Source organism: Paenibacillus sp. SSG-1, from assembly GCF_002224835.1.
Taxonomy (GTDB): Bacteria; Bacillota; Bacilli; order Paenibacillales; family Paenibacillaceae; genus Paenibacillus_AQ; species Paenibacillus_AQ favisporus.
In genome coordinates this window covers 6,639,026-6,655,582 of the sequence record NZ_MBRK01000001.1, presented here as the reverse complement: position 1 = coordinate 6,655,582, position 16,557 = coordinate 6,639,026, and the positions used below count along the sequence as shown (strand labels likewise).

The window sequence follows — 16,557 nt, the reverse complement described above, 5'->3', positions numbered from 1 at the left end:
AAACAAGCGTTCATTTTTGAGCGAAAAAAAGGGAATCCCTTGGATTCAACCCTTTTTCTTATTCCAATGATCGGTGCCAAAGTAGTACAGATACACCAGCTGGTTCACCAGCCGTTTGACCGTTTCCCCGTCTTCATGATCGCGCAGAATCAGACATACGCCTTCCACCACGGTTCCGCCCAGCATCTGGGCCGTCTGTTTCTCTTCCAGCGTCAGCTCGCCGGTCTCATCCTTACCGAAGCGGATCATGCTCTCCAGAATCGATACGACCAAAGCGCATATACTTGCCTTCACGCCGGCATATTTGGAACCGGTGCTGCGGTTGAGCAAAATCATCAGCTCAGCGCTGGATTCCTCGAACAGATCGAGAATAATGCTCTCGACCATCTGCAGGCAGTCGCTCGCCTCCGTCCCTTTGGCGAAGTTCTGGTCCACTTCCTCCTTAATGACCAGGATGTTGGCGATGCATCGCTCATAGACCGGCCCGACCAGCGCTTCGAACAGCTCCTCTTTATTTTTAAAATAACGGTAGATATTCCCGGTGGTCATGCCGGCGGAGGCGGAAATGCGGCGCATGGAGGCATCGGCGTAGTCGTGCTGCTTGAATTCGGCCAGTGCGGCGTTCAAAATACTTTGGCGGACGTCGTCTTTGAGAATTTGCATAAATAAACACCCGTTTACTGATAGATTAATGAGTTTATTATAGCGGCTGCATCGCCTGCTGGCAAGTGTCGTTTTTCCGGCTTTTCATCCTATGCAGGAAATTGTCGAAACATACGTTTATTTTAGGCGGTTGCGGTCGGTCGACGTAAGTATCAAAAAGCCCTCAGCTGGGCGGCATTTTTGCCTCAGCGAAATACCACCTCGAACAGATAAAATAGCAGCACCTGCCCGCAGCCTTCCCCTGCGGCTCCGTATCCTCAGCTAGACCGCCCGCTCCTCGAGCTCAAAGCCGAGATCCTCGATCATCGCATGGTCCGCAAGCACGTCCTGCCCTTCGGTCGTCAAGTAGTCGCCCACGAACACCGAGTTGGCTGCGTAGAGTGCGAGCGGCTGCAGGGAACGGAGGTTCAGCTCGCGGCCGCCGGCCACGCGAATTTCCTTGGAAGGGCACACGAGGCGGAACAAAGCCAGCACCTTCAGCGCCCTCAGCGCGGGCGTACGTCCGGCCTGCTCCAAAGGCGTCCCCGGAATCGCGTTCAAAAAGTTAACCGGGATCGAATCGGCGTCCAGTTCCCGCAAGGCATAGGCCATGCCGACGATATCTTCGTCACTTTCGCCCATGCCGATAATGACCCCGGAGCAGGGGGACATGCCGGAGGCTTTGGCCTTCTGCACTGTGTCCACCCGGTCGTCATAGGTGTGCGTTGTGGTAATGCGGCTATAATTTGCTTGGCTCGTGTTGAGATTGTGGTTATACCGATGCACCCCTGCTTCAGCCAGTTTCTCGGCCTGCCCATCCTTTAGCAGCCCAAGGCAGGCACAAATTTTAAGCGGCATTGTCTCCCGGATTTCCTGAACCGCCTCCACCACTTGATCCAGTTCCCTCGGCGTCGGCCCACGACCGGAGGCCACGATGCAGTATGTACCCGCTTTACGCGCAAGAGCCTCCCGGGCTCCGGCAAGCACCGTCTCTTTATCCAACAGGCTGTACTTCTCGATCGGCGCCGTAGATACGATGGATTGGGAGCAGTAGCCGCAGTCCTCGGGACACAGCCCGCTCTTGGCGTTTAAGATCATGTTGAGCTTCACCTTCAGGCCGTAGTAATGTTTTCTTACCGTAAAAGCAGCCTGCATCAGTCCCAGAATCTCTTCGTTCGGTGCGCTTAAAACTGCCAGTCCTTCTTCCATGGTAAGCCGCTGCCCATTCAGCGCCTTGTCGGCCAATGCCTGCCAGTCCTGCCGTACCGGGCTTCCCAGAACCATTTCCTTCTGCATAGGTTATCATCCCTTCGAACTGTTATATTTTCGGTATTCGTTATGTCGTTACATCGGTCTATTTGCTACTCGTTAATTGTCAACCAAAAAAGCGTTGTGTTGGTTGACAATTAATTTACCGCTATTCTAGCAGATCCATCATCCGCTGTAAATGCGCGAAAAAGGCAATGCGCTGCCTCTGGTTTTGCATCTCCCCTGCAGGCGACTCTACCGCACCTACCAAAGGCAGCGGCTAGACGCTGTTGTTCTCCAAGCGGCACCGGTTCCTGAAGGGATGCTTTCACGAACGACGCAAAAAGGCAGGGAGCTTTAGCTCCCTGCCTTTTCTGACACACTGATGATCCAGATCCATATTACCGCAGCTGGTAACGGTTGAATGGTACTAGAACGCCCGGAACGAGGGACAGCGCATAAATCTCTTAACGCGTTCCTTATCCGTCTACTTTAATATGGTATTCCTTTTTCAAGTACTGATGAATCCGTTTGAAGTCTTCCTGGTTCAGGTCGTGCAGGCGCTTGCCCTGCTTCAGCTCCCTGCCCAAAATAATGCCGATGGTCTGCGCCGCCAGGGCGGTGTTCGGCATGATACGCGCACTGCCGTAGGCTTCGATGGACGCCCCGATATTTTTGCCGGTCACCAGGACGTTGTCATAGCCCTTCAGTTCAAAAGAGCGCAGCGGAATGCCATAGCGGTCCGGCTGACCGAGATGGATGCCCTTCGGCACCGTCCGGGTTCCCTGCAGATCCAGCGCATAACCGCCAATGCTGACGTTATCCCAGAACATCCGGCTGTTCATGACGTCCGAGAAGGTCAAAATATAATCTGTTTCGAACCGGTTATAGTCGCGGATATACAAATAATCCGGAAAGCCGTTCAGCTCGGCCCGGTCGAATCCCGGGATGTTCTTCCTCAAAAATTGCAGGATGAACGGAGCCTCTGCCTTTGCTTTATCCAGGGCGGACTGCACCGACTTCGGATCGGAAGGATTGACGTCGAAGATCAGAAGGGAGTTCATAATGGCTTCGCCGCCCTTCTGGTAAGAGGTGTTCATTCCTCTCAGCAGCAGCTGCGGATCGCGCGGCTTGTATTTGAGCGTTATGTTGCTGAACCCAGTGGCAAAATCCCAATCGACATACGTATTTCCGCCGTACTTATCCCGGACGTTGGTCAACGGGTAGTCGTCCAGCACGGCCTGGTGGAGCTTGCTCCAGTTCACATGCTTGAACTTCAGCATCATCGTGGCCGCCATGTAGTCGGGATGGCCGACCTTTGAAATGCGCTCCATCCCGGGAATCCGCTTCGCATTCAGCTTGCCGGTCAGGGCATTAAAGTCCGTATTTTCCACCCAATAGCCCGCCTCTACCGTAACGACGCTGCCTTGAGGATCCCGGTACGTCAAGGATTTCAGCAGCTTTTTGCTGCCGCCGGAAGCCGCAGCCGTGACGGACTTGACCGTGATTCCGCTTTGGACCGGAATTCCCTTGATCAGCCGGTTATAGTACCGGTTAAAATCGGCTGCCTTCCGGATCTTCCCGCTGTTGTAGCCGTCAAACAAGGCTTTGATCTCGCCCTGGACCAGGCTCCGTTTCTTGGCGTCATGCGGCTCGTCCAGAAAGATCATCTGCCCCTGAATCAGCTCGCCGCCCGGCTTGCTCCGCGGATCGAGAATCAGAACGCTCAGCCCCTGCTTTTGCGCTTCCCGGGCCAGCAGCACGCCCTGTATTTCACTGCCGATGACGACGACGTCGTAATACTTGCTCTGTGTGTGCATGCCCTGCGCTTGCTTGCCCTGCGTTCCCGCTGTGCCCCCCGTCTTTACGGGAGCATCCACCTGAGCCGTCGCGGCCTCATGGAACAGGGAAGCCGGCGTCAATGAAATAACCAGCCCTATAAGCAGGAGTGGAACAAGGACGAAATATACGAATTTCCTCTTATTGATCATGAAAAAGCATGCGCCCCTTATCCCTTTGTAATCGTGTCTGGAAAACGTCTAATCATGCGGGTGTCACAGCGTCTTGGTTATCATTAACCCGTGACGGATATTAGAAGGCAACGTCAGAGCAGGCGAACCTTTCCATAAAAGATGCCCCGAAAACGCTCCCCGTATGTTTGCGGTCATTTCCTCAGTCACCCTCCGCCGGATTCAGGAGACGCGGCTTAAGTTTACCGGAGCAGCGCCTCCCAGTCCGAACCCGACAAGTCAACCGGAATGTCCTGAAAACTTCCCCTCAGCACATCGGTATCCTTCAGAAGGTTTCCCGTCAAAATGCAGACCGCCGTCTCATCCTTGGTAATCGTCTTCTCAGCGACCAGCTTCTGCAATCCGGCGAGTGTCGCCGCCGATGCCGGCTCGCATCCGATCCCGTTCCGGTCGATCTGCGCCTTGGCGGCGAGAATTTCCGCATCAGTGACGGAGCAGGTTACGCCGCTGCTCATCTCCAGCACGCTGCGCGCTTTTTTCCAGCTCGGCGGGTTGCCGATGTTCAGTGCCGAGGCCAGCGTATCCGGCCGGGGTTCCGGCGTCAGCACCGGGCTTCCCGAAGCCATCATGCGGTGGAAGGGACTGGCCCCCTCCGCCTGGATCAGCGCGATCCGCGGCACCGACGGGATGAACCCGAGGCTTTTCAAATCGGCCAGCCCTTTGCCAAGTGCAGATACGTTGCTGAGCGCGCCACCGGGAATGATGATCCAGTCCGGCAGACTCCAGCCGAGCGTCTGGGCGATTTCATAAATAATGCTCTTCTGACCCTCGATCCGCAGCGGGTTCACCGAGTTGCAGACGTACAACCCCAACTCATCGCCCCGCCTCTCCAAGAAGCGGATTCCGTCATCATACGTGCCGTCAAAGCTGAGAACCCGGGCGCCGTAAGCCTGAGTCTGCAGCACCTTGTTCGCGGATACCTTCCGATTGGGGACGAATACATACGCCCGGCTCCTTCCCATGGCTGCATACATGGCGAGTGAAGAGGAGGTATTGCCCGTCGAGGTGCACGCAAATGCGGAGTACCCCTGAGAACGACCATGCGACACGGCCACGGTCATCCCGTTATCTTTGAATGAGCCGCTCGGATTCTCGCTCTGCGCTTTGAAGTACAGCCCGCGGATTCCCAGCGTTTCGCGAATCGGCTCCGGAGCGTACATTCCGGTATTGCCTTCATATTTAGTAACAATATATTCGTCCGGAAGTTCCGGAAAAATTAATTCTTTATACCGCCATACGCCGCTGGCATAGACCCCCATCCGTTCGGACAGGCGCTCCTGAAACCGCCGCTTCAGAAGCTCGGCATCGACCATCGCCAGATCCTGCTCCACTTCCAGCAGCCCGCCGCACCCGCATCGAACCTGAAACGGCTCCAGGGGACAGCGGCTTCCGCAATCCACGCATTTCAGCCTCATTGACAAATTCCTCCTATTTTGACGTTGTGCTTCCTCAAATGGTTGCACCCGCCTGTAATTTAAGCTTAGAATATGCTCTGTTACGGTATAAATCTAATATATTGTTTTTCATAAAACATAAATTTCAATTATGAATTGATCTGAATCCCTATCCCTATGTAAAGGAGAACTCCCATGAACCTGCACGCGCTTCGCCTCTTTTACCAAGCCGCTTCCCTCGGAAGCGTAACTCTCGCAGCCGAGGCTCTGCATCTCAGCCAGCCCGCCGTGACGGCCCAAATCAAAAAGCTGGAACGCGAAATCGGCCTCCGCCTGCTGATCCCCCAGGGGCGGGGCGTCATGCTGACAGAGGCCGGAAGGCATCTGGCTGCCGAAGCCCGGCGGCTGTTCGAGCTGGAAGGGCATATCGAGGAGACCCTGGAGCAGCTGAAAGCGGGCAGCGCCGGCAAGCTTCACCTGGCGGCCACCTATCTTCCGGCCAACTTCCTGCTCCCCAAGTGGATTGCCCACTACAAACGCGCTTATCCCGGCGTCGGCGTCGAGCTCAGCACCGCCAATTCCAGCCAGGCCGCCGATCTGCTGCTGCATTACCGCACGGAGATCGCCTTTATCGGCGGCATCCGGCTGGACCATCCGCTTCTGCTGCGCACCCCTTGGTATGAGGACGAAATGTGCTTTATCGTTCATAAGGGGCATCCTCTGGCCGGCGCCCGGGTCACCCTGGAAGAGATGCTGCAGGAGCCGTTCATCTACCGCGAGGAGGGCAGTTTCGGCAGAGAGCAGCTGATCGCTCTATGCTCCGCCCGCCATCTGCCCGCCCCGCCGGTCGGGCTGCAGATGAACGGTCTGAACGAAACGCTGCGCGTCGTGATGGAGGGTTACGGCGCGGCCTTTCTGTCGCTGCTGGAGACCCGCGAACATATCGCGGCAGGCGTCATTTCCCGGGTGGAAATCGACGGCGTGCATATGACGAATCCGGTCTCCATCTACACCCGGAAGGAGGAGGCCTCTCCCCCTGCACAGCGGTTCATTGATATGATTTTGGCCAAGTCATAACTTGTCGAAAAGCGTAGTCTTTTTCAGTACAACTATAGGAGGATTTGTCGAAGAACGGCTGGTGGTGGCGGTAAAGGCTGAAGGTTAATGTTAAAGGTAGAAGAGAAGAGAAAAGATGAGATGGGATGAGATGGGATGGCTTGGGATGAGTTGGGATGAGATGAGATGAGATAAGGTGATGTGAGATGAAATAAGAAAAGAAAAGGCAAACCGCGGGACATAGTGTCCATACGGCTTACCGAAGAGGGTAGATTATGATGATTTGATGGCAGGGGACTGCGCCGTGCGGTCCCGGATCTGCAGCGCTTCATGAAGCCCGGCCAGTTCATGCTGCAGCACAGGGATGGAGCTGAGCGCCGGGATGTTCGCCGGCTCAGACGAGAGCTGCTGCTCGGCGGCCTGGGCCATCTGTTCAAAGAACAGGCTGCAGTCCGACGACGCTTCATCCGGTGCGGCATGGCTCTGGGCGTTCCCGGCCGCTGTAATCAGCACATAACCGATGTGCTGCACCGCATCCAGCGCAGGCCACCAGGAACTGGCCTGATTCCGCCGGCCCACCGACTCGGCCAGTGCACCGTCATACAGCAGGCGCAGCCGGATAAGCGCAGTCTCCAGCTCGTTCGTCCATGCCGTAACCCTGCCAGAGGGGGAGGAGGACAGGATGCTCTCCAGCAATTTGCCTTCCATCCGGATGACGCCTGCAAGCGCCCGCGGCAGCTTGCTGGAAGAAGCGCGTCTCCAGAGGAGAAGCATGCCAATGATGCCGATGGCGCTCCCGATCAGAATATCGGTCAACCGGGCCGAGATGAAGAAGCTTACCGCCATATCCGGATGGCTGCTCTCCGCGATCAGCAGGGAGCTTGGCGTGATGAAGATGACGGCCAGGGCGTAATTGCGCAAGTAAATCAGTTCGATAATAAATTGAAGAACAGCCATGATCAGCGCGATATAAATGCCCTCGGGCCGCAGCGACAGGATGAAGGCGCCGAGGAACAGCCCGACGACGGTGCCCGCCGTCCGCTGGATGGCCCGGTGAGCCGTGCCGAGCACCGTTGTACCGAGCATCACCGCCGTGCAAGAAAGCGGCACCCAGTAGGACCGGTTCAAATCCAGCGAGTAGGCGACCGCAGCAGCGACGGCAATCATGATGCCGTACCGAAGCGAGGTATGGAGCAGCGCCGAGTGCGGATTCAGAGCGCCGGACAAGAGACGGCGCAGCGAAAAAGAGGGAGGAAGGGTCCCTTCCTCCGCCGTCCCGCGGCCTGCATCTTCCCCCAGGCAGATGGCGGCCGCCTCGTTCAGCAGCCCGGACAAGCGCCGGACATGCCCGTTCGGGATGTCCGCAGCCGCCTTGGGCTGCAGCATCTCCTGCTGCGGATGCTGCAAGCGATCCGCAATCGAGAGAAGGGACACCGCCGTCCCTTCCGGCACCTTCGCCGCCTGGCGGTCCAGCGAGATTTCGACGGCCGCCATAAACATCTCATTGGCCTTCCGGGTCAATGCCATCAGCCGCAGCGTCGGCCCGTAATTTCGGCGCCAGCGCAGCTCCCCGCCGGACACGGCCGCGTCGGCTGCTCGAAGCTGAACGGCCGCCTGGTATCTTTTCTCCGGGTACAAATCGGTTCCGATCGCATCCACAAAGGCGGCCAGGCTCCGGTAAGCCCCGGCGACCGCTTTGGTCTCCGGCCCATGAGGGCGAAGCAGCCAACCGCTCATTCCCACCATCCAGGCAAAGGCTCCGCCGGTCAGCACGAGCAGGGTTCGCAGCGGCAGGGCGTGAAGATCGTACGGCAGACTCGTTCCGACCGAGAAGGTCAGAATGAAGAACATGGCCGACGGTCCGGCCATTTGAAATGCGCCAAAGCCGAATACGGCAAGGGCACCGATCAAGCCAAACAGCAGCACCATCAGCCACGGGGTTGCCGCTGAGAGCGACCCAAGACCAAAGGTAAGCGACAGGCCCAGGGCCACACAGGCAAGCTTGATCGCCCGCTGCCGGTACGTTTCGCTGCCCACGTACAGGAAAGCAAAGCCCCCGATCGAGGCGCACAGCCCGTAATCGAGATGCCCGGTCAGCGCGCCGATCAGCGTAGGAACCCCTGCTGCAACGGCCGAGCCGATCCCCCGGAACCACTGCAGCGGCATCCGCCGGATGCGGAACGCGTCCCGGACGGTTCCGGGAGCCGGGCCCTTGTGAACCGCCCGTACCCCCGGATAAGTATGCATCGTATTCAATTCGCATCATCTCTTTCTCTTAGATTCCATATTTATTCGCACCCATTCCATGCGGTACGTTCTACCTTTTCATCTATCCCTTTTCATCACTGCTCAGCCTCATATTCATCAACGAACGGACCGCTCGCTCCGATATTCCGGTTGATCCGCTTCAGCATCCCGCTGAACAGGGCCAGCTCCGCCTCCGGAATACCGGCGAGCACCTCTTCCCGGTACAGCCGGTTGATCCGCCCGACCAACTCCATATGCAGCTGCCGGCCCTCTTCCGTGATATAGATCAAGAACGACCGCCGGTCCTCTTCATTTCGGCTGCGGCGCACGAGATGCTTACGTTCCAGGATGTCGAGAATTTTCGTCAGGTTTGCCTGGTCTTTATCGGCAATCCATGCGAGATCCTTCTGGGTAATGCCGTCCTGCTCACTGAGCCGCTTAATGACCGTCCATTGTTCCGGGGTAATATCGTCATCCTTTAAATGTACCGCCATGTACCGGTTCAGCGCGCGGCTGGTTCTGGAAACAAATTGTCCGTACAGATCCTCGTAGTCTCCCTTGTTCACGGCCGGATCGTCCCTTCTCTTGTGCATGTTCTTCTTTTCACTTTACAGCCAAAGATGTTTTTTGTAAATAATATTTGCAAACATATAATTAATATACAAACTATTTATCCAATCGCTTCCCTTCCGCTACATCATGCGCAGTACAGGTGTAAGGGGATACATCCGGTTTTTCAAAAAAATGAACGCCATACGCCAAAAAGCAGCCATTCTACCCGAATGACTGCCATGCTTTGTATTTCTATTCTCTTTCCAGCTGGTTCAAAATCAGCCTGGCCGCCCCGATCGCTCCCGCCTGGTTGCCGAGCTGCGCCGGGCGGACATCGATCCCCGGACTTAAGCTGGAGAGACATTCATCAAGCAGCGGCCACCAGATTTCCCGTGAATCGGTCAAGCCTCCGCCAATAACGATCACACCGGGGTTGAGGCCGATATGGATATTGTGCAGCAGCACACCTAAATTTCCGACGTATTCGTTGACAACCTTCACAACAGCCGGAAGCCCTCGCTTAAAGTCCTCCAGCACCTCAACCCCTGACGGATAGGATACGCCTGCAGCCTCTGCAGCAAGGGAAACCAGCGCCGTCCCAGACAGATATTGCTCCACGCAGCCCCGCTGGCCGCAGTTGCATGGCCGGCCCCCGGGTATGAGAATGGTATGTCCCCATTCTCCGCCGTTCCAGCCAGCCCCCCTGAACAGTTCCGTGCCCACCATATTTGCCCCGCCTACGCCAGTGCCCAGGGTAAGCATGGTGATATCGGGAATCCCCTTGCCCGCTCCCAGCCAAGCCTCTCCGACGAGGGCTGTGTTGGCGTCGTTATCGACAAAGACCGGCCGGCCGTATGCCTGCTCCAAGATCGCCTTCAGCTCCGTTCCCTGCCAGCCCGGCAAATTGTCGGTCGCATACACAATCCTTCCGGCATGGACGTCGACCCGGCCGGCGGTGCCGATACCGATGCCGGTCACATCGCCGTTTCTTTCCAGCAGCTCACGCAGAAGCGAATGCATGTTGGCCATAATCCGGTCTTTCCCCTGCTTCGCATCGGTCGCGATTTTACCGAGGTCGAGCACCTGTCCGTTCCTATCGAGCACCATGCCCTTGATGGAAGTTCCCCCAATATCCAGGCCAATTGCTTTCATGTATCGCACATCCTTTCGGTTCTGCTCAGATGCCTCCATTATAGCAATTTTCAGATATTTTCTCCATAAATATGTTTATAAAAGGAGAAATATTTCAGTGCTACAATCGTACCTGCACCACATCAACAGTACCGCTTGAAATGGATATTCTCGTACTTCATTCTCAGCCGGTCCCGGAGCGCAATCAGCTCGTCTTCAGTCATGGGTTCCAGCTTCTCCCTCGTATAATCCAGCCCATGCTCCTCCGCTATATCCAGTATCCCCCGAATATATAGTTCCCGGTAATCTTTCATCCCCGGCCCGCCTCCTTTGAAGTTTATCCCCTACTTCATACACTACCCCTCTGTTCTGTGATCAAACAGCAACCTCTGCCGCCTGCACCTGGTCGCGTATAACTGTACCACGATTGGATAGAATACCCACGAGGTGTGATTTATGGACATATTTGCAAAAATTAAGCATTTTTTTGTAGCCGGGGAACAAGAGAAAACGACCGTCAAAGAGCCGGAAAAAAATGAGCATCCTTCGCTGGAGCACACGATCCGGCAGTTCGAAAATTCGATGGATTTTATACACCGAACCTACCCGCATTGCAAAGTGGATGTTATTTATTTGGCTTTTCTCGTCGGCAATGACCAGCTGCTGCAGGAAATCATTCAGCCCTTTACCGATGCGGACGAAGAACAAGTCAAAACCGTCCTTAGCCGTTCCCAATATGTCGTCGTCGTAGACAGCAAAGAGTGCATCAAAGGCATTCTAAACGGCAAGGCAGCTGTTTTCTTCCGAGGCAGCACTTATTTGGTCGATATCGCCAAACCGCCCGGCCGCAGCATCGATCAATCCGAGACCGAAACGGTCATCTCCGGTCCCCATGACGGCTTTGTGGAGAATATTGGACAGAACCTCGGTGTCCTGCGCCAAAGGCTGAAGAGCTCCCATTTAAAGTTCATTAAGCTGGAGGTCGGGGAGGTTGCCAAAAACGTCGTCGTCATCGCTTATATAGAAGGGCTCGCCAATCAGGAAATTGTCGACGAGCTGATCAGGCGGATCCAAAGGATTGAATATAACGCCGTTACCGATTCCAATATGCTGATACAGTTTATCGATGAGAATCCCAACTCCATCTTTCCGCAATTTATGACGACCGAGCGTCCGGATGCCATCGTGTCCAAGCTGGTCGCCGGGCGGGTCGCCGGATTTGTGGATGGCAGTCCGTCGGGCTTTACCTGCCCGACCGCCTTCTTCGATTTCTTCTCATCGCCGGACGACTACTACCAGCGATGGCTGATCGGCACCGCACTGCGCTTTTTGCGGTTGATCGGCTTCCTGATTACGATTTCCTTTACCGCCTTCTACGTATCTGTCACAACCTACCATTATGAAATGATCCCGCACACGATGCTGCTCAACTTGACGGAGTCCCGGGCCAAGGTCCCGTTTCCCCCGCTGCTCGAAGCACTGCTTATGGAAACGACGATCGAGCTGCTGCGAGAAGCCGGCGCCCGGCTGCCGACGAAGGTCGGACAGACCATCGGCATCGTCGGCGGTATTGTCATCGGTCAGGCTGCAGTTCAGGCCGGGTTTACGAGCAACATCCTGATCATTGCCGTCGCGACATCAGCGATCGCTTCCTTCGTCATCCCGAGTTACATCATGAGTGCATCGATTCGTCTCATCCGGTTCGGGCTGATCATCATGGCCGGTATTCTGGGGAATCTTGGTCTGCTAATGGCCATCGGCATGGTCGTGATCCATTTGGCGGGGGTCACGAATATGGGGACCTCTTATCTCACGCCCCTGGCCCCAATCAACTTTAAGGACATGCTGGACACTTATATCCGGGGGCCGTTTTGGGCTTTGCGCAGCCGGCCGACGATAGTGAAAACACCCAACAAAAAAATCAATAAAATGCGGAAATAGCGGCGGTGATGGACTGTGAACGAAAAATTAAGCGCTTTTCATATTGCGACCTTGATCTATATGATCGAGAACAACATCGTCCTGTTCGCCCTGCCGCGGCTGGTAGCGGAGAACATGGGAACCAACGGCTGGGTGGGATACATCGTTCTTGCCTTGGTATCCACCGGCAATATTTTGCTGTATTGGGTCGTCTATCGCATGGGGAAGGGACGGTCCATGTTCGACATTCTGGAGAAATCCCTGTCCAAATGGATTCTCTACCCGGTATATGCAGGATTGGCCGTCTTTTATATCATGATCGCTTCCTTTGTCGGAAAAAACTTCTTTCTGATCTTCCAGATGATTTCGTTCCAGACATCCAGTGTAACGTTTATCTTTTTGCTGTTCTGTATTATGGTGTATTTCCTGCTCATCAAGCCTGTTTACAGCATCAGCAAAGCAGCCACGGTGTTTGCATTTATGACTTGGTGGACCTTATTGCTGACATCCTACCAGGCGCGCGAGTGGAAGCTGGTCCGCCTCACGTCTTATTTTTTTGAGGATCCTGCCGGGGGGCAGGTTCTTCACAATTGGGCCGAGGTGTATACGTCCTTTATTGGCTATGAGCTGTGCATCTTTCTATTCCCTTATGTCAACAAAAAGAGCAAATTGTTCAAGGGCGTTCTGTACGGTCATCTGCTGACTGCACTGGCTCAGGTGATCGTCCTGCTGACGGCGTTTGGCTTCTTCAGCTTCCAGCAGCTTCAGTCCCTGCTGTACCCGATCATCGATATGCTGGATTTTATTGAGATGCCGTTTATTAACCGGGTGGAAAACCTGGTGTTTGTCATTTTCGTATTCGGCAATCTGATTTCGACCACGATGTTTTCGTTCGCGTCCCTGTCCATGGTCAAGCGGATCTTTCCCAAGACCCGCCCCAAACGCCTCGAGTTTTTGATCGTGCTCGGGGTATTTATCGTCGGGTTTTATTCCAAGTACTTGTCCCAATCGGAATATCAGCTCCGGCGTGTGCTATTCACGGAGATCGGCGTTGCCTTTATCCTGCCTATGCTGCTGATCCTGGTGCTCCTGTTTCAAAAGCTTCGGGAAAGGATGAACAGCCATGAGCATTAACAAGCGCCTGCTGATGACGCTGACTGCCGTTATGCTGCTCACGGGATGCACCGACCAGCATATTATCGAAAGGGCGGGTTTCGTCCGGACGATTGCTTATGACTTATCCGGGGAAGGAGAAAACACCAAATTAAGGGTAACCGTCAGCATCCCGAAGTCCAACCACGAGGATGCGATTGTCTATTCTACCATGGCGGAATCAGGAAAGAAGGCCAAAATGATCTTTGACCGGCAGAACAACCGCCGCTTGGTCAACGGGCAGCTGCGGCAGGTCGTTTTCGGCGAGAGGCTGGCAAGAAGAGGCGTTTGGAGCAATATGGACACACTGACCCGGGACCCGTCCATCGGCTCGCGCCTGCATATTATCGTGGCGGAATCCGACCCGCATCACATCCTGATCCGGAACGACTATCCCCAAGGCCCGACCGCCGGAGAATATCTCGATACGCTGATCCGTACCGAAGCTAAGTCCGGTGAAATTCCGGATACCACCTTATATACATTCACAAGAGATTACTATGACGACGGCATTGACCCGGTCGCCACGATCTTAAAGGAAGAGAAGGAGTCTCTTTCTGTTGACGGCATCGCCCTGTTCAAAAACGATCAATATGTCGGGAAAATCAACGCGGATGACCGGATGTTCTTCGCCCTGCTCCATCACGGGGTCCGTGCCGGCGATTTAAACGTCGGCATTCAAACGGATCGGAACGCGGATGAGCAGGCGACGCTGGAGTACCTGTCCAGCAAGCGGAGGATCAAGGTGCTCTCGACCCGCGACATCCGCGAGGGCAGGCCGATTCAGGTCGCCCTCCATATCAGGCTGTCGGGCTCGCTGCTGGAATATATTGGAGCGCTCGACATGAAGAAGCGGACCGATCAGCGAAAGCTGGAAGCGGAGCTGGAAAAAACCATTAACCGGAAGTGCCAGAAGCTGATCGACCACATGCAGGAGGTAAAATCCGACCCGATGGGTATCGGACAGTATGTCCGTAACTCGATTCCCCACAGCGTATGGAAGCAGCTGAAGTGGGAAGAGGTATTTTCCAAGGCGGATATCAGCGTGCACGTCGACGTCAAAATCCGGGATTACGGCAAAATGCTGCACTAATGCGGCTGGTTCCGCAGTGCTTTTATCGAATTTGTGAGAACGAATCAAAAAAACCGCCCGAACGAAACTGCACCTCCAGTGTAGAGACAATCTACCACTGAGGATGCAGTTTAAACGCTCGGTGCGGTTTTTTCCGTCTGTCTGCTTGGTCCGGCTGCCTAGTCCTCGTAACTGGCCAATCCCTGGTCCATCAAGAAATCCATTTCCGCCTCCAGAATAGCTTCCACGGTCATCTCGTCCAGCTTGATATCGCGGCGGCTCAGCACGTAATCGACCAAATCATCCATGTCGATCTCCACCTCGCCTTTCACATCGGCCTTGGCGTTGTTAATATAGGCTTCCTCATGCTTCAGGACGAGCGTAATGCTGTCCCTGTCGGCTTGGGTTTCCTCGGCAATATATGAAATCAGCTCTTGTTGTTTGAGCGGCTTGTTCATGGGCGAAATCATCTCCAATCTTTGTTTGACTAGAGCCATTGTACCACAACTTCCTCCGATCTCCATGGGCAACGCCCGGCGCGAAAAACCCTCTTCTCATTTCGGCCCGTTGTTGTAGAATAGAATGGCATCCCTATGGAATGCAAGGAAACCATTGGGAGAGCCAAATGATGAATTCAACAGCTCCCTACATCGGGACTGTTCGGAAAGGAAATGTTGGACGAGAATGAAGCAGGTGTACGACAAAGTGTTTAACCGCTACTGGAGCCCTTATTTGGCCATGGCGCTGGCCGGTATTTTAAGCGCCGTATATTTTGGTATCACCGGCACGGTCTGGGCCGTCACCGGGGAGTTTACCCGTCTGGGCGGACATCTTCTGGAATGGAGCGGCGTGGATATTTCGGACTGGGCTTACTTTCAGCTGATCCATATGAACGGAACCACGTTCACCCGGACCGACGGATGGATCGTCTGGGGCATGTTCATCGGCGCGCTGATCATGATTCTGCTCAGCAACAGCTTCAAAATCAGGGTGCCGCGGCAGAAACGCCGGCTGCTTCAGGGGCTGGCCGGAGGTTTTGTCGCCGGCTTCGGGGCACGGCTTGCCCTCGGCTGCAATCTGGCGGCCTTTTTCACGGGCGTGCCGCAGTTTTCCCTTCACTCCTGGATTTTTATTGCCGCTACCGCAATCGGTACATACCTCGGGACCAAGCTGGTGAATACCTCCTGGTGGAAGGGCAAGCCCACCCTTCTGAAGGGTAATGCCGCCGCGCCTTCCGCGGCCCGCAAGAAGATCCAGCCCTACGTCGGTGCCGTTCTGGCGCTCGCGTATGCGGCTCTGATCGTCTATTTTTATGCGGCAGGCAAAACGATGCTGGGCACGGCCGCTTTGTTCGGGGCCGCCTTCGGCATTCTGATTGAGCGGGGACAGATTTGCTTTACGTCCGCATTCCGCGATCTCTGGATCAGCGGACGGGCAGCCATGACGAAGGCGATCTTCGTCGGAATGGCCGTCAGCTCCGTCGCCACGCTGATCATTATTCTCGTAAACGGAATGGATCCGATTACGAAGATCGCCGCGCCGAGCACGCTGATCGGCGGCATCCTGTTCGGCATCGGCATCGTCATGGCCGGCGGCTGCGAAACCGGCATGATGTACCGTCTGATGGAAGGCCAGGTGGTATTCCTGCCTGTATTCATCGGCAACATTGCGGGAGCCACCGCTTTGGCATACGCCTGGGACCACCTCGGCATTTTCAATGCCATCGTGAAGCCAGGCAAACCGATCAACCTTATTACGGCAATGGGACCGACCGGTGCGATCATTCTGACGCTGGCTTTGCTGGCGGTCGGCTTTGGTATCGCTGTGTACTGGCAAAAAAACTACCGGTTTGGCATCGGCTTTAAGAAAGGGGAAACAAAACATGTCCATTGATTTTACGCTCGATCTCCGCGGAGAATCCTGCCCGTATCCGGTCATTTACACGCTCGAAACGCTGCGTGACTTGAAGAAAGGCCAGCTGCTGCAGGTCATTACCGACTGCCCTTCTTCCTTCCGCAACGTACCGGAGGAAGTCGTGAAGCATGGGTATACGCTGGAACAGGATCCCGTCCGGAACGGGCAGGAGTTTTTGTTCTATATTCGCGCGTAAGCC

General features: G+C 55.2%; 15 protein-coding genes. 6 read left to right on the top strand and 9 right to left on the bottom strand.

All coding sequences use genetic code 11. From position 1 onward, the window contains the following. Positions 1-45: 45 nt before the first annotated feature. The 4 genes from BCV73_RS30365 to thrC all read right to left on the bottom strand — a co-directional run bounded on the left by BCV73_RS30365 (position 46) and on the right by thrC (position 5,335). Complete coding sequence (locus tag BCV73_RS30365) at positions 46-663, bottom strand: TetR/AcrR family transcriptional regulator (RefSeq protein ID WP_089549611.1); 618 nt, start codon at positions 661-663, stop codon at positions 46-48. Positions 664-924: 261 nt separating this feature from the next. Then, complete coding sequence (gene bioB / locus BCV73_RS30360) at positions 925-1,938, bottom strand: biotin synthase BioB (RefSeq protein WP_256993051.1); 1,014 nt, start codon at positions 1,936-1,938, stop codon at positions 925-927. A 431-nt stretch (positions 1,939-2,369) separates the two neighbouring features. Beyond that, complete coding sequence (locus tag BCV73_RS30355; RefSeq protein WP_256993050.1) at positions 2,370-3,881, bottom strand: FAD-dependent oxidoreductase; 1,512 nt, start codon at positions 3,879-3,881, stop codon at positions 2,370-2,372. A 221-nt stretch (positions 3,882-4,102) separates the two neighbouring features. Next, positions 4,103-5,335, bottom strand: a complete 1,233-nt coding sequence (thrC, locus tag BCV73_RS30350; protein WP_089549610.1) for a threonine synthase — start codon at positions 5,333-5,335, stop codon at positions 4,103-4,105. A 174-nt stretch (positions 5,336-5,509) separates the two neighbouring features. Here thrC and BCV73_RS30345 point away from each other — a divergent pair, with 174 nt between their 5' ends. Next, positions 5,510-6,391, top strand: coding sequence for a LysR family transcriptional regulator (locus BCV73_RS30345; protein WP_089549609.1), 882 nt, complete (start codon positions 5,510-5,512; stop codon positions 6,389-6,391). A gap of 252 nt (positions 6,392-6,643) precedes the next feature. Here the strand turns inward: BCV73_RS30345 and BCV73_RS30340 are convergent, their stop codons facing one another. From BCV73_RS30340 to BCV73_RS35230, 4 genes are all read right to left on the bottom strand, one after another. Next, positions 6,644-8,617, bottom strand: a complete 1,974-nt coding sequence (locus BCV73_RS30340; RefSeq protein ID WP_256993183.1) for an FUSC family protein — start codon at positions 8,615-8,617, stop codon at positions 6,644-6,646. Positions 8,618-8,712: 95 nt separating this feature from the next. Next, the gene (locus BCV73_RS30335; protein WP_089549607.1) at positions 8,713-9,210 is read right to left on the bottom strand and encodes a MarR family winged helix-turn-helix transcriptional regulator; all 498 of its coding nucleotides are present in this window, start codon (positions 9,208-9,210) and stop codon (positions 8,713-8,715) included. Positions 9,211-9,421: 211 nt separating this feature from the next. Continuing rightward, positions 9,422-10,321, bottom strand: a complete 900-nt coding sequence (locus BCV73_RS30330) for an ROK family protein (protein ID WP_089549606.1) — start codon at positions 10,319-10,321, stop codon at positions 9,422-9,424. A 122-nt stretch (positions 10,322-10,443) separates the two neighbouring features. Next, the gene (locus BCV73_RS35230) at positions 10,444-10,614 is read right to left on the bottom strand and encodes a hypothetical protein (RefSeq protein WP_163882017.1); all 171 of its coding nucleotides are present in this window, start codon (positions 10,612-10,614) and stop codon (positions 10,444-10,446) included. 142 nt (positions 10,615-10,756) lie between these two features. Between BCV73_RS35230 and BCV73_RS30325 the strand changes: the two genes are divergently transcribed. Genes BCV73_RS30325 through BCV73_RS30315 form a run of 3 tightly spaced genes read left to right on the top strand, consistent with a single transcriptional unit; the run spans position 10,757 to position 14,465 of the window. Further along, a complete protein-coding gene (locus BCV73_RS30325) occupies positions 10,757-12,241 on the top strand; it encodes a spore germination protein (protein WP_084203960.1) in 1,485 nt (494 codons plus the stop codon). Between the two features lie 15 nt (positions 12,242-12,256). Then, on the top strand, positions 12,257-13,354 hold the full coding sequence (locus BCV73_RS30320; RefSeq protein WP_089549605.1) for a GerAB/ArcD/ProY family transporter: 1,098 nt from the start codon (positions 12,257-12,259) through the stop codon (positions 13,352-13,354). Continuing rightward, positions 13,344-14,465: a Ger(x)C family spore germination protein gene (locus BCV73_RS30315; RefSeq protein ID WP_089549604.1), complete on the top strand. Its 1,122-nt coding sequence runs from the start codon at positions 13,344-13,346 to the stop codon at positions 14,463-14,465. Before BCV73_RS30320 ends, BCV73_RS30315 begins: the two co-directional genes overlap by 11 nt. 158 nt (positions 14,466-14,623) lie before the next feature. On the opposite strand, the gene BCV73_RS30310 is transcribed toward BCV73_RS30315, so the two are convergent. Continuing rightward, complete coding sequence (locus BCV73_RS30310; protein ID WP_373309622.1) at positions 14,624-14,941, bottom strand: hypothetical protein; 318 nt, start codon at positions 14,939-14,941, stop codon at positions 14,624-14,626. 187 nt (positions 14,942-15,128) lie between these two features. Between BCV73_RS30310 and yedE the strand changes: the two genes are divergently transcribed. After that, the gene (gene yedE, locus BCV73_RS30305) at positions 15,129-16,337 is read left to right on the top strand and encodes a selenium metabolism membrane protein YedE/FdhT (RefSeq protein WP_089549602.1); all 1,209 of its coding nucleotides are present in this window, start codon (positions 15,129-15,131) and stop codon (positions 16,335-16,337) included. Then, positions 16,327-16,554, top strand: a complete 228-nt coding sequence (yedF, locus tag BCV73_RS30300) for a sulfurtransferase-like selenium metabolism protein YedF (protein WP_076172096.1) — start codon at positions 16,327-16,329, stop codon at positions 16,552-16,554. The genes yedE and yedF overlap by 11 nt, the downstream gene beginning before the upstream one ends. Positions 16,555-16,557 lie beyond the last annotated feature (3 nt).